Annotated in this window: 11 protein-coding genes; 3 read left to right on the forward strand and 8 right to left on the reverse strand. The window is 29.9% G+C overall.

Features of this window, described 5'->3' with window-relative positions:
• Positions 1–124 precede the first annotated feature (124 nt).
• The 4 genes from J3359_RS07175 to J3359_RS07190 form a co-directional block, all read right to left on the reverse strand.
• A complete protein-coding gene (locus J3359_RS07175; RefSeq protein ID WP_243765997.1) occupies positions 125–907 on the reverse strand; it encodes a glycoside hydrolase family 16 protein in 783 nt (260 codons plus the stop codon).
• A 351-nt stretch (positions 908–1,258) separates the two neighbouring features.
• Entirely contained in the window at positions 1,259–3,652 is a 2,394-nt protein-coding gene (locus J3359_RS18290; RefSeq protein WP_243765998.1) for an alpha-L-fucosidase, read from the reverse strand.
• A gap of 14 nt (positions 3,653–3,666) precedes the next feature.
• Positions 3,667–5,898 (reverse strand): alpha-L-fucosidase, encoded by a 2,232-nt coding sequence (locus J3359_RS07185; protein ID WP_208080027.1) that lies wholly within the window; start codon positions 5,896–5,898, stop codon positions 3,667–3,669.
• Positions 5,899–5,927: 29 nt separating this feature from the next.
• Positions 5,928–7,259 (reverse strand): alpha-L-fucosidase, encoded by a 1,332-nt coding sequence (locus tag J3359_RS07190; RefSeq protein ID WP_208080028.1) that lies wholly within the window; start codon positions 7,257–7,259, stop codon positions 5,928–5,930.
• 218 nt (positions 7,260–7,477) lie between these two features.
• Here J3359_RS07190 and J3359_RS07195 point away from each other — a divergent pair, with 218 nt between their 5' ends.
• Entirely contained in the window at positions 7,478–8,593 is a 1,116-nt protein-coding gene (locus tag J3359_RS07195) for a CNNM domain-containing protein (RefSeq protein ID WP_208080029.1), read from the forward strand.
• Between the two features lie 121 nt (positions 8,594–8,714).
• On the opposite strand, the gene hflX is transcribed toward J3359_RS07195, so the two are convergent.
• Positions 8,715–9,926 (reverse strand): GTPase HflX, encoded by a 1,212-nt coding sequence (gene hflX, locus J3359_RS07200; RefSeq protein ID WP_208080030.1) that lies wholly within the window; start codon positions 9,924–9,926, stop codon positions 8,715–8,717.
• 190 nt (positions 9,927–10,116) lie between these two features.
• The gene (locus tag J3359_RS07205; protein ID WP_208080031.1) at positions 10,117–10,461 is read right to left on the reverse strand and encodes a hypothetical protein; all 345 of its coding nucleotides are present in this window, start codon (positions 10,459–10,461) and stop codon (positions 10,117–10,119) included.
• Between the two features lie 339 nt (positions 10,462–10,800).
• Here J3359_RS07205 and J3359_RS07210 point away from each other — a divergent pair, with 339 nt between their 5' ends.
• The gene (locus J3359_RS07210; RefSeq protein ID WP_208080032.1) at positions 10,801–11,775 is read left to right on the forward strand and encodes an endonuclease/exonuclease/phosphatase family protein; all 975 of its coding nucleotides are present in this window, start codon (positions 10,801–10,803) and stop codon (positions 11,773–11,775) included.
• On the opposite strand, the gene J3359_RS07215 is transcribed toward J3359_RS07210, so the two are convergent.
• Positions 11,772–12,011: a hypothetical protein gene (locus J3359_RS07215; protein WP_208080033.1), complete on the reverse strand. Its 240-nt coding sequence runs from the start codon at positions 12,009–12,011 to the stop codon at positions 11,772–11,774. The two genes, J3359_RS07210 and J3359_RS07215, sit on opposite strands and share 4 nt — an antisense overlap.
• Before the next feature lie 136 nt (positions 12,012–12,147).
• Between J3359_RS07215 and glpQ the strand changes: the two genes are divergently transcribed.
• Positions 12,148–13,122, forward strand: coding sequence for a glycerophosphodiester phosphodiesterase (gene glpQ / locus J3359_RS07220; protein ID WP_208080034.1), 975 nt, complete (start codon positions 12,148–12,150; stop codon positions 13,120–13,122).
• On the opposite strand, the gene J3359_RS07225 is transcribed toward glpQ, so the two are convergent.
• The gene (locus J3359_RS07225; protein ID WP_208080035.1) at positions 13,123–14,907 is read right to left on the reverse strand and encodes a chloride channel protein; all 1,785 of its coding nucleotides are present in this window, start codon (positions 14,905–14,907) and stop codon (positions 13,123–13,125) included.

Genomic DNA, 14,907 nt, shown 5'->3' on the forward strand with positions numbered 1-14,907 from the left:
TAAAGAAACCGCTGTTTTATACTTTTCTTATTTTTTTTTGAACGCTAAGAGTTTTTATTTTTAGATTGTTATTTATAACCTAAAAAACAAATAAAGCGAATACGATTAATAACCTATTTTTTATTTATTGATATACTTTTACCCAATCTATCATCATATTTACTGGTAAATCTTCGGAATTAACTTTTCCAACCCAAGAACCTTCTAATTGTTGATCAATCAAAATATAAAATGGTTGATTAAATGGCCATTGAGATTTATCTACATTTTCTATTCTTGGATAGGTATATGTTTCCTCTCCATTTAATGTGTAAACCAATTTATCTGGATACCATTCTAAGCCGTAAATATTAAACTTTTTTGTATTGGCTTTGGTTGTCTTATAATATGATGGATTATCTTTTTGCTTAAGTTCTAATGTGTAGTACGAATGTGTGGTTTGATAAATGATAGAATCGTAATTTAGATGCTCCATAATATCTATTTCTCCATTTCTTGGATATTTTCCGTATTTATTATTTTCGGATAACATCCAAATAGCAGGCCAAGCACCTTGTGCACTTTCTAATTTTGCTCTTATTTCAATTTTACCATATTGAAACGCAAACTTGCCTTTTGTATAAATACCTCCTGTTAAATATGGTCTTGAATCTGAAAGCGTATCTTTATTTACAATACCTTTTAAAGACAATATTCCATTAGAAATATTGTAACACTTAGAATTACTGGTCATATAATTTCCCCAATCTGCATTATTTCTGGGAATACGTGTCCATTTTAGGCTATCTATTTCTGTTTGATCAAAATTATCTAACCATATTAATTTCCAGTCTTTTCCCTTAAGAGTATCTTGCTGAATGTATAGGTAACCATTAACAATTTTTGTTGGTGAATTTTTACAATTCATCAACAAAATTAAAAATAGAACTAGCACTAGGTTGTTTTTTGACATTTTTTACTTTATATTTTATGTTAAAACAAATTGTTTTTACTACAATTCTTTCTTTTACAGCTTATATTAGTTTTTTTTAAAAAAATTTCTCTTGAAAGAAACTTCGTAATTTTTCCATGTATTTTATCTCGATTTCCTTGTATTTTAGAATTTTTGTTTTGATAGCATAAATCGCATAAGCCCTTGTTAAACTGAATTATATTCCAACCGTTATTACCTATTTATTCATTCTTTATTTTTTTTAACCAGTACAATTAATAAAGTCATAACCACTATGAGTAATAATATGTTATGATTAACTTTTTATCATTTTTTTGGAGTTATTACATTGTAAACACTTAAATTTTTTATTTGAGGTTCTCTATCTGCTTTTAAAATTTTGAGTTTAATTTTACTGACTTCTACTGTTTTAAATTGCGCTATTCTTTTGTGTCCTATACTTTCTCCTTTTGTAAGTGTTTTCCATTTTCCATTAACTAAACCTTCCACAATATAAGTTCTAACACGTTCTCCTTTTGTAATATCTTCTTGAATAATTATATGGTTAATTAACGTTTTTTTATTCAATTTTAATGTTATTTTTTTTCCTTTTGCAGATGTTGAAGCGATTGGGTTTTGAAATCTTCTTTTAATTTCGTCTCCCCATTCTTTTAATCTTTTTACATCTGGTACTGGCATTAATCCATCAGGATTTGGAGTTAATCCCATAATTAAAGTTGAATTTCTTCCAACAGATTTGTAATACATTTCCATTAAATTTTCTACTGGAAAAATATGTGCTTCATCTCCAGGTTCCCAGAACCATTCATGGCGACCATTAAAACCTCTTAATGGAGCATCTGCCATTGCTGGAACCCAAAACTTACCATTTTTATCTCCTTCCTTTAATAATTTATAATCGTTTTTATAAATATCTTTTTGTGCACTTTTACCTGCTCCTATAGAAATGTATGGAAAAGTAGACCAGTTAGGATAACCTATTGTTCCAGATTCTGAGCCTCCCCAACGTGCTTCTGCCAATTGTCTATTATGATAAAACAAACAATTAGGTTGGTATTTTCTTACAATTGGTAACACATCTGGTGCTCCATTATCTGGGTGATCGGCTCCACCATCGAACCAAATTTCAAAAAGGTCTCCATATTTGGTACAAATTTCTTTTACCATTCCTTCTACCATTTTATTGTACCATTTTTGACGATTCTCTCTAAATACGCCTTCTCCATTTACCTTAAAATCATGAACTCCCATAAATGAATTCCAACGAATTCCTAAATAAATTCCTGGTTTTATTCCATATTTTTTACAAGAAGCTACAAAATCTGCAACAATATCTCCTTTTCCTTCTTTCCACTTTAAAGCCTTTAAACTATAAGGGTTTACATCCGATTGATACAAAGCAAAACCTGTTTCGTGAGTCGCAGTTAAAATCGCAAATTTTGCACCAGCATCTTTAGCAGATTTTACCCATTGATCGGTATCTAATTCTTTCGGATTAAAAATTTGATAATCTGGAATTGGATCAATTCTATTGCCTCCTTGTTTGTATTTTACGCCATCAAAAACATGTAAATCGTAATGGAAAACCACACCTAATTCTGCCTCTTGCCAAGCCAATTGCCTTTTATTTGGAACTGGATATTTATTTTCTTTTATAGGAATAAAAATACTGTAAGATTCATTGTCTTTTTTTACGGTTAAACTTAGTACTTTAGGTTTCCCATTTTCATGATAAATAAATGGACGCTCTAATTTATCTGGAATTAACTGAGAGCCATCTGCCATTTTTACTTTTTTAGACATTAAAACATATTCGTTAGATTTTTTCCAATTAATGCCATCTTCTGATGTAACCATTCCAATAAATCCATTGGCATGGAAAACACCATAAAAACGCTCTCTTGTTTTATCATACCAAAGAGACATATCTTCTGTATCTATATAATCTATTACCGGTTTTTCTTGTATTTCGAAAGGCCCTAAAGGAGAATTTGAAATCGCCATTGCTTTATTTCTAACAAAATTCTTATCATTAGGCTTATCTCCTTTTACAATTAAGTAATATTTACCATCTTTCCCTTTATCGATGGCAGGGTTTACAGTAAGTGTAGTTATTGGCCCAGCAGGTTCAATTAAAGGTTTGTCCATTGTTTTCCATGGCCCATTAATGGAGTTTGAAACTGCGACTCCTGTTCGTTGGTTTACACGTAAAGCATTCCAATTAGGGTGGCTATATCCTGTGAGTGCAATTGCTACTAATTCTTTTTCTGTAAATGGTTTGTCTCCAAAATTAGTGGCGATATAATACAGGTAGTATTTCCCATCGAAATGCTTTATTTTAGGATTGTGAGCCGTAATTGCATCCCATCTGTTTTTTCGTGTACCTTCTAAAACCGTTTCTTTAAATTTCCATGGACCAGCAGGATTTTTAGAAGTTGCATGTGCAATTTCTGAATGTGTTAACCAGCCATAAAACGAATATTCTTTTTTCCATCTGGAATAAAACAGGTGGTATTTTCCATCATTTCCTTTAATAATAGAAGTTCCACAATTATAATACCCGTCAGTTTTAAAAATATTATCTGTTGAAATAGGTTCAAATTTATCATACAAACGTAAATCGTCTGTATTGTTTTGAGCGTTTCCAAAAACAGAAAAAAGTAAAATTGAAATAATAAAAAGATTGTTCTTTATTTTCATTGAGTATTCTTAATTTATTTATAAAAATTTAATTCAGCAATGGAAGCTTGTTTTTTATTTCCTGCAATTGTTTTAGATTCTATTCTTACAAAGCGTGTAGTTATTTCTTTTTTAAAATAATGAATTCTTGGTGTTGGGTCGTTTATTAAGTTTCCAAACTCGAAATTTTCGTAAGTTTTCCAAGTTTTACCATTACTGCTAACTTTTACAACTCCTTGTTCTATCATTCCGTTTGAATTTTTAGTTTGCGGAGTGTAACCAAACGCTTTTAAGGTGTATTCTTCGCCTAAATCAATTTCAATAAAATGCGATTTTCCTTTTTCATTCGACATCCAAAAAGTAGTTGAATTTTCGTCGATTGCAAATTCTCCAACATGAGTAGATGCCCAGCTATCTTCGTTTAAAACTTTCCATTTCTTTTTTAGAATTCCTATTTTTCTTGAAACAACACTTCCTTTTTTATCTTTTGAAAAAGCCAATGCTTTTACTTCTCCTGAAGTTACTAAAAATGGTTCTTTATAAATTTTTGAAGTTTTGTTAGGAACACTTCCATCTATAGTATATCTAATTTCTATTCCCGAATTTATATTTTTTGAAGTATCTTCTCCATGTGGTTTCCAGCCAAATTTGTGTTTTTTAGGTTGAAGACTCACCAAACCATCCAAATTTCTTGTAATACTTAACTGTGGTGGACGCGTTTTATAATAATGTGCTGTAATAATAGAAATTGCAGGACTTAAACGAGATTCCAAAACGCGGATTCTAAACTTGTTTGATGTTACTTCTGGAAAACGTAAAATTCGCTTATAACCAATATTTGTAGCCGAAACAATTTCTTTCCAAGCATTATTTACCCAAGCATCCACTACATGTTTTTCTACGCGTTCGCTATGTGTAACAATTGCTTCTTTAAGAACTAAGCGATTTATAGTTATATTATTTTTCGTTTTAATAATAATTTCTTTTTTCTTTGAATTTAACAATTCGTATGTAGTTGTGTCGTTATCTAATGCATCTTCTGCACCTGAAGCATCTGAAAATAAATTTGTTCCATACGTTTCTTTAATTCGTTGCCCAACTTCTTCTAAAACCCTTACATCTTCAGAGGAAAATTTACCTTCTCTATTTGGTGGAATGTTTAATAAAAAAGTTGAATTACCTCCTACAGAACGTTCGTACATATCAAAAACATCGTCTGCACTTCTTACTTTTTGCTTGTCTTCATCTCTATAAAACCAGCCTTCTCGAATGGAGGTATTTGTTTCTGCTTGCTGATAGTGTAAAAATTTGGCTTTATATAATTTTTCTCTACTACCAATATCTTTCCCTGTAATGTCTGCGAAACTATTCATTGCATGAGGATTGTTTTCATACGGAATTACATTCCACTCTGTATTTCTTGTTGCTCCAGATTCATTTCCACACCAACGAATATCTTGTTTTCCAAAAACAACAGCTTCTGGAGCTAAGGTTGAAATTAATTCTTTCCAAGCGATGTAATTGTATTTTTGTCCTCCTTTTCGTTTTGGATGCGCTCCATCAAACCAAACTTCGTGGATTGGGCCATACTCTGTTAATAATTCGAATAATTGGTTTAAGAAATACTCATTATAATCATCTACATTAAAAGTAAAAGTTGTTTTATTTTTGAATGGACGACCTCCAACCTTTCTTGGAATTACACGATCTGTATACTTGCTTAAATTTCCATAAAGACCTTCTTTGTTTTCAATTTGATATAAATCTGCTGGTGATAAATACACGCCTAATTTTAAGCCGTATTTCTGGCAAGAAGCAGACAATTCTTTTAAAATATCTCCTTTCCCATCTCTAAAACCAGTAGACATAATACCATGTTTTGTATAACGACTTTGCCACAATACAAAACCATCATGATGTTTAACAGTAATAATTACCATTTTCATTTGTGCATCTTTCATCGTTTTACACCATTGATCTGTGTCTAAATTTTTAAGGTCGAAAATTTTAGGATCTTCCATTCCATTTCCCCATTCCATTCGTGTAAATGTATTGGGACCAAAATGAATAAACGCAATGTATTCGTTTTTTAAAGCTTCGTATTGATTTTTAGTTGGTACAACATGTGCGGCTTTAAAAATAATAGAGTCTTTCGTATCATCTGCATCAATTGCAATTGTAGAACTTGTTTTAGGCAACTCTTCTCTTGAGGTATTACAAGATACTATGCTTAAAAGAAAGACAAATAATCCGAGACATTTTTTCATAATTATACTTTATTTTTTTTACTAACTTTTTATCTTAATGTAATTTCTATAATTGTATCAACAGTATTTTTATCAAATTCAGGAAGGTTAATTACTAATTGTCCTTTTTTAAGGTTGAATTTAACCCTACTTTTATCTTCAAATAAAACTACTTTTTTAATGCGTTCTTTAAAATCATCAATATTTAATTTTTCTATTTTATTATTTAAAACATGTAAATAAAGTATTTTGTTCTTTTGAGTGGAAACATAATTGTCTGTTGCAGGAATAATTCCTCCACGAGTTCCATAAATTGTTTCGCCATTTTTTTTTAACCATGCTCCAACTGCTTTTAAACGCATAATATGTTCTTTTTGAATTTCTCCATTTGGCATTGGTCCCACATTTAGTAAGAAATTGGCGTTATTTCCAGCAGCTTTAATTACATATTTAATTAAAGCGTTTACAGATTTGTGTTTATCGTCCTGAAGGTTAAACCCCCAAGAATGATTAATCGTTTCGCAAGTTTCTAATGGCAAATCTCCAATACTTAAACCTCCAAAGCCAGTAGTATTTTTTCCTGGTAAATCTTTCTCGAACATTTGAAAGTCTTCCCCTTCAAAAGGTGCTAAGTGATGGTTGTTTCCAATTAATAATTTAGGATTTACATCGTGAATCATTTTATAAGTTTGTTCGATTTTCCATCGATCTTCTCCTGCTTTTCTGGTTTCTGGTGTGCGTCCTTTTTCTTTTAAAACATCCCAAAATCCATCGAACCAAAAACCAGCAATGTTATAATTTTCTGCCAATTCTTTAATTTGAGCATCTTGGTATTTTAGGTAATTTTCCCAATCTCCAGATTCTGGTCTACCCACTCCATTTCCTGTGTAACCTCTTGGAAAATAATCTTTATGATGCCAATCTAACTGAGAGTAATAAGCGTATAATTTTATTCCTTGGTTTTCGCATTCTTGCTCTAATTCTCTAAAAATATCCCTTTTAAAAGGTGTGTTATCCACAATGTTATATTTCGATACTTTAGAATGATACATCGCAAAACCATCATGATGTTTTGTGGTAATTGTAATATATTTCATACCTGCATCTTTGGCTAATTTTACTATTTTTTTAGCATCGAAATCTATAGGATTAAAAAAAGATGGTAATAATTCGTAACGATTTACTTTAATATTTTGGTTTGTCATAACCCACTCTGCGTCTCCTAAAATACTATACACTCCCCAATGAATAAACATACCAAACTTATCGTTTTGAAATTCTTGCCTTGCCTCTAAATTTTCTTTAGTTGGTTGGTAATTGCTCTGTGCAAATACAGATTGAGCTATAAGTAATACTACTAAAATATTTACGGCTTTTTTCATTTGTATGCTATATTTATTTTTTTGATATAATGCATCTTACAAATTTATTAATATAAAAATATAATGCTACAACAAAAACGGATGCTTCTAATACTATTTTTGCATTATATTATAATTTTTCACTTAAAAAAATACTTTTACCACTATAAAATTTAGAATGAAGTCTCGAAGCATTGAGGTTTTTTATTTTGTAACTTTGCTATTCAAAATAATTATTTATGACATTACTAATAATTTTTGCTACCATTTCTATATTTTTCTCTTTTCTGTGTTCTATTTTAGAAGCAGTTTTATTGAGTATTACTCCTACTTTTATCAACCTTAAAAAGAGTGAAGGATTAGATTATGCAAATCAATTAGAAACTTTTAAAAAGGATGTAGATAAACCTTTAATTGCTATTTTAACCATAAATACGATTGCACACACAGTTGGTGCGATTTTAGTTGGTGTGCAAGCAAAAGTTGCCTATGCAGAAATGTATGGAACAGAAGCAAAAACCATTTTGGGTTTAAAAATCACTGAAGATGTAATGGTTGGAATTGTTTCTACAATTATGACGATTTTAATATTAGTGGCTTCAGAAATTATACCAAAAACTATTGGTGCAACTTATTGGAAACAGTTGGCTAATTTTACCTCGAAAGCCTTAAAAGTAATGATTTTTCCACTAAAATACACTGGTATTCTTTGGATTTTACAATTAACTACAAAGCTAATTGGCGGAAAGGGTCATGGAAGTATTTTAAGTAGAGAAAGCTTTTTAGTGATGGCAGATATGGCTGAAAAAGAAGGTGTTTTTAAAGAAAATGAAAGCAAGGTAATTAGAAATTTATTGGGCTTTAAAGAGATAAAAGTAAATGATGTAATGACGCCAAGAGTTGTTCTAGAAATTGCGGATGAAACCCAAACGATTGAAGATTTTTACAAAGAACATAAAAAATTGCGTTTTTCTAGAATTCCTGTTTTTTCTGAAAATCCAGATGCTGTTACTGGTTATTTTCTAAAAGATGATATGCTAGAAGCCTTAATAAATAAAAAAGGAAACGAAACTTTGGCTTCCATAAAAAGAAATATTTTAGTGACTGATAGAGAATTATCTATCCCAGATTTGTTCGATAAATTAATCAAAGAAAAAGAACATATTGCCTTGGTTGTAGATGAATATGGTTCTGTAAGTGGTATTGTTTCTCAGGAAGACGTAATTGAAACTTTACTAGGTTTAGAAATTATGGACGAGAGCGATTCTGTGGCAGATTTACAAGCTTTAGCAAGAAAGTCTTGGGAAAATCGTGCAAAAAGAATGGGAATTATTGAGGAAGAAAATCTTGAATAAAAATTATAGATTTTTGAGTTAAAATTCTGCAAAATTTCAAAAACTTTTTAGGCATTACAATAATGGGAAAAGTTATACATACAAGCTCAAAAAAGAGAGCTTGCAGGATATGCTAAAACTCCTACTCCTCTCCTTTATACTCATAATACAAAAAGTCGTTATAAGGAAAACGTTGAATGTGAATTTTCTTTACTTCTTCGTATGTTTTCTCCTTAAAATCTTCTAAATTCTCTTTGTTTAAGGCAGAAATAAAAATAGATTCTACCTCTTTGTCGTTCATCCACGTTTTTTTCCAATCTTGTAAAGTGTAATGTTCTTTGTTTTTTTCGGTTACCAAATCGTCTTCTTCTATAGTTTCATGCTCGTAAGCATCAATCTTATTAAACACCATTAAAGTTGGTTTGTCTGCACATTTAATATCATCTAGAATGGTATTTACAGAAGCAATATGATCTTCAAAATTTGGGTGAGAAATATCTACCACATGCAATAATAAATCTGCTTCGCGAACTTCATCTAAGGTAGATTTAAAAGATTCTACCAATTGTGTTGGTAATTTTCTAATAAAACCAACAGTATCTGTCATTAAAAAAGGAATATTTTTAATAACCACTTTACGAACAGTGGTATCTAAAGTTGCAAAGAGTTTGTTTTCTGCAAAAACATCGCTTTTACTAATTACATTCATTAACGTAGATTTTCCAACGTTTGTATAACCCACCAACGCAACTCGCACCATTTTTCCACGGTTTTTGCGTTGTACAGCCATTTGCTTATCAATCGTTTTTAGCTTCTTTTTTAAGAGCGCAATTCTATCGTTAATAATACGCCTATCTGTTTCTATTTCTGTTTCTCCAGGTCCACGCATTCCAATTCCTCCTTTTTGCTTATCTAAGTGCGTCCAAAGTCGGGTTAATCTTGGTAATAAATATTGATGTTGCGCCAACTCTACTTGGGTTTTTGCAGAACTTGTTTGTGCTCTTTGTGCGAAAATATCTAAAATTAAATTGGTTCTGTCTAAGATTTTACAATCGAGAATTTTTTCGATATTTCTTAATTGCGCTGGCGATAATTCGTCATCGAAAATGGCGGTTCCTATATTATGAGCATCTATATATGCTTTTACATCGTCTAATTTACCTGTTCCTAAAAAAGTTTTAGGGTTGGGTCTTTCCATTTTTTGAACAAAACGTTTTACAGGAACTCCACCTGCAGTTTCTGTTAAAAATTGTAATTCATCTAAATATTCTTCCGATTTTTCTTCGTCTTGAAGTTGTGTAATAATACCAATTAACACAGCTTTTTCGGAAATGGCTTCTTTTGCGTCTATCATAGATTACAAAAGTACAAAGTTTTAGTTTTAAAACAGCATAAAAAAAACCTCGACAAAAGCCGAGGTTTTCTTAATTAATTCAAATTCAGTTTCAAATTTTTCAAACTCTTACTACGAAACAAAATTAGTGCCTTAAAGGCTTTTTAAAGAATAATTCTTATTAAGAAATCTTATTATTAATGTTAATTAATTATTTCGAAATAAATTTTACAGGAACAATATAGGTATTCATTCTTTGCGATTTTTTTAAAGAAACCTTTTGGTAATTTAATCTCGTTTTTACGAATTTTACGACGCTTTCTTCTTTCGAATCTACAGAAAGTACAACAATTTCTCCTTCAGAATTTATAATAAATTTAATTGAAACTGCGATATTTTCTTTTAATTCTATTTTAAAACTCTTTAAAAGATTTACAACTTTTGTTCTTAATTCAATATTTTCTTTTTTTATTTTCTCATCTTTATTTTCATTGTTAGAAAATGTAGATAAGGTTGTCATAACAGTTACTAAAAATACAATTGTTAGCTTTTTCATTTTTTTAAATTTTAATTTCTTTTTGTTTTTAAATTTTTATGTGTTGCTTGCCAGCGATGTAAATTTACATACAAACTTATTTTTAAAATGATTTTTTATGTTATGATACAATTTAGTTTTGGTTATCTTAATGCGTATTTTTTAAAAATTTACATTTATCTTAAATTGATGAAAATGTAGCATAAACTAGAAAAACATATCATATTTTTACTGATAATAAAATTCTAATAATAAATAACAAACAAAACATTTAATTTACCCTAAAGTCCCTAAAACACAATGTTAAATTACCGCTAAATTCAGCAATTATTTCGTTACATTTACAACTAAACTTTTTCTATGTTTCCATCTATTTCGTCTAAAAAACAAAGTGAAAAAATTACAACCATCGCATTTTATAATGTCGAGAATTTGTTTGATACTATTGATGATCCAAAAACTTTAGATAACGATTATACAAATGAAGGAAAATACAAGTGGACGAATAAACGCTACAGAATAAAAATTAAAAAATTGGGTTCTGTAATTTCTCAATTAGGAATGAATCGTTCTAAAAACCCTCCTGCAATTGTTGGTTTGGTGGAAGTTGAAAATGCAAAAGTGGTGGATGATTTGGTAAATTCTTCCAACTTAAAAAAACATCCATATGGATTTGTGCATCACGATTCTCCAGACGAAAGAGGAATTGATGTCGCTCTTTTATACAACAAACACGCTTTTGAACTTTTGGGGTCGAAAACTTATGTTTTAGAGATAGAAAATGAGCCTGGTGTTAGAGATTATACAAGAGATGTTTTAAAAGTTACTGGAAATTTACATGGAGAGTTGGTTCATATTTTAGTAAATCATTGGCCTTCGAGAAGAGATGGCCCAGAGACTACTGAATATAAAAGAATAAAAGCTGCAGAACTTAATAGAAGTATTATTGCGAAAATTACTGCACAAAGTTTTGATGCTAAAATTATAATTATGGGCGATTTTAATGATAATCCAAACAGTGTTAGTTTACAAATTTTGGCTAACAACGATTTTACAAATCCGATGAAAAAGTTGCTACACAAAGAAAAATACGGAACTACTACTTATAATAAAAAGTGGAATTTGTTCGATCAAATTTTGTTTTCTAAGAATTTTTTAGAAAAAAAAGATCACAAACTTTATTTTAAACATGCAGAAGTTTTTAATAAAAAATGGCTAAAAGTATTTAAAGGAAAATTAAAAGGAAGTCCTTTTAGAACTTATATTGGTCCTTGGTACCAAGGTGGTTTTTCGGATCATTTCCCTGTATATGCATTTTTGAAAAAAGAAGATTAGCTTTTTCCTTGTTGCTTAAAAGCGTTTCTTAGTTTATCATCATTTATAATATACTTTTTGTATTTACCATCTCTATACCTAAAATAAATAAAAATTGGCATACATATAAAAGACAAATATAAAACACATAAACCCATAACTATTTTTGCTTTCTCGTGGTTAGTATTTATCAAGTAAGCACCAACTGTTACCCAAACTAAAAAAACAATAAAAAGTATTTTTAATAAAATTTTCATACTGCAAAACTACAAAAAGTCTATCTTTATTTTTTAAAAATTAGTAATTATGTCTGGTTGAGCGCAGTCGAAACCTAATTATAATGAAAAATTATAAATCTCTCGACTTCGTTCGAGGAAACAAAAAATTTTATAAATGAAATCAATTTTATTATTTTTAATAGGTTTGCTATTCATTTCTTGTAGTGAAACTAAAAAACAACCTGTTATGAACAAAAAAGTAGTAATTGCTCACAGAGGCGCTTCTGGCTATTTACCTGAACATACCATGGAAGCAAAGGCTATGGCTTATGCAATGAATCCCGATTTTATCGAGCAAGATTTGGTGCTGAGTAAAGATAATGTTCCTATTGTAATTCATGATATTTATTTGGATGATGTTACAGATGTTGCCACAAAATTTCCTAGCAAAAAAAGGGAAGATAACCGTTATTATGTAATTGATTTTACCTTTGAAGAGCTACAAACTTTAGCAGTTTCCGAACGTTTTAACCCTAAAACTGGCGAACAATTTTACAAAAACCGATTTCCAAAAGGAAAAGGAAATTTTAAACTACATTCTTTTCAACAAGAAATAGAAATGATACAAGGTTTAAATAAAGCTACTGGAAAAAATATTGGGATTTATCCAGAAATTAAAGAACCTGAATTTCATAAAAAAGAAGGAAAGAATCTAACTAAAATTGTTTTAAAAATACTTGCGGATTATGGTTACAAAACCAAAAAAGATAATTGTATTTTACAATGTTTCGATGCCAAAGAATTAGAAAGAATTCGCAAAGAATTAAAGTCTAATTTATTTTTGGTACAATTAATGGAATTTCCAGAAGAGGCTAAAAATTTAAAACATTTTGCAAGGTATGCAGATGGAATTGGCCCTTGGTACAAACAAATTCTAGACAAAAAAGTGGATGGTAAATGGCAATTTACCCCTTTAGTTTCTAAGGCGCATCAATTAGGTTTAAAAGTGCATCCTTACACCTTTAGAGCAGACCAATTAGATGAATTTAATTCGTTTGAAGAAATGATGCAAACCTTGTTAATTGATGCAAATGTCGACGGCGCTTTTACTGATTTTCCTGACAAATTACTTCTTTTTTTACAACTATAATTACGAGGTTACTTCAATTAACTTATTCCTATAAGCTGTTAATAGTTTCGATTTTGAAATAAAACCAACGTATTTAGAATTATTTACTACAGGTAAATTCCATGCATTACTTTGTTTAAATTTTTGCATAACAACCTCTAGTTTATCTTCACTAAAAATAACTTCTGGAGCAGATTTCATAATATCTGCAACTTTAATTTTCTCATACAATTCTCTATTAAACATCATAGATCTAATGTCGTCTAAAAGAACAATGCCTAAAAAATGGTTTTCTTCATCTACAACAGGGTATATATTTCTGCTCGATTTTGCGACGTTATTTGTTAATAGTTCGCCCAAATTCATTTCTAATAGTATCGATTTAAAATTCGTTTCTATTAAATCTTCAATTTGCATTAGCATTAGCACATTTTTATCTTTATTATGTGTAATAAGTTCTCCTCTTTTTGCCAATTGTGCTGCATAAATATTATGCGGAATGTATCTTTTGGTAATTATAAAAGAGATTGAAGCAACAATCATTAAAGGTACAAATAGTTCGTAACCTCCTGTAATTTCTGCTATTAAAAAAATAGCGGTTAATGGCGCCAATAGTACACCTGCCATTAAACCAGCCATACCTACCATAGCATAATTTACTACTAATAATTTATGAGTAAATAAATTGGTATAATTAATAAAAGTTGCAAAAACATAACCAGTAATACTGCCCGTAAAAAGTGTTGGAGCAAAAATACCTCCAATACCACCTGCCCCAAAAGTTAAAGAAGCTGCAACAATTTTTAAGAGAATTAACCCTATTAAAAATACAATAACCGTTAAAATATTGTCTGCAACAAAATTAAAAATGTTTGTATTTATAATCGGAGTAACGTTTCCTCTTAAAATATTATTAATCGTTTCGTAACCTTCACCAAATAATGGAGGTACTATATAGACGAGTATGCCTAATAAGATTCCACCAACCAATAAACGTTTGTAAACATTTTTAGTTTTCTTAAATAAATCTGCTATTAAGAAATATATTTTACTAAAATAAACAGAAATTGTTGCAGAAAAAACACCCAATAAAATATAAAAAGGAACGTCTATTAATAAAAATTTATCTTTTAAATCGAAATGTAGTAAAACATCATCTCCTAAAAAGAAATAAGAAGTTAAAATTGCAGTTATAGATGCTAATAATAAAGGAACCATAGAGGCCAATGTTAATTCTAAGCTAAAAATTTCTACGGCAAAAACAATTGCTGCAATTGGTGCTTTAAAAATAGAAGACATGGCTCCTGCTGCTGCTGCACCAATTAATAACGTTTTTGTTGTTTGATTTAAACGAAAAAGTCGTGCAAAATTAGATCCTAAAGCAGCTCCTGTAGCTACTGTTGGCCCCTCTAAACCAACAGAACCCCCAAAACCAACAGTTAATGGTGCTGTAAAAATTGATGCCCACATTTGATGTTTTGGCATCATTCCTTTTTGTTTGGAAATTGCATACAATGTAGAAGGAATACCATGACCTACTTTTTTCTTAATAATATATTTAACAATTAAAAGAACAATAAAAAGCCCTAAAATTGGAAAAATAAAATAAAACGCTGTGTGTATTTCTTTAATAAAATCTTCTTCTAATAAATGCTGAATAAAATGCGTAAAATTCTTTAAAGTTACTGCTCCTAAACCTGCCAATAAACCAATTACTGCACTGGAAATATTAGTAAATTGCTGATTGGAAATATGCTTATATTTCCATTTTAGAATTTTTTTTAGAATTTTATTTTTTGCTGACAT

Source organism: Polaribacter cellanae, assembly GCF_017569185.1.
In the GTDB taxonomy this organism is placed as follows: domain Bacteria; phylum Bacteroidota; class Bacteroidia; order Flavobacteriales; family Flavobacteriaceae; genus Polaribacter; species Polaribacter cellanae.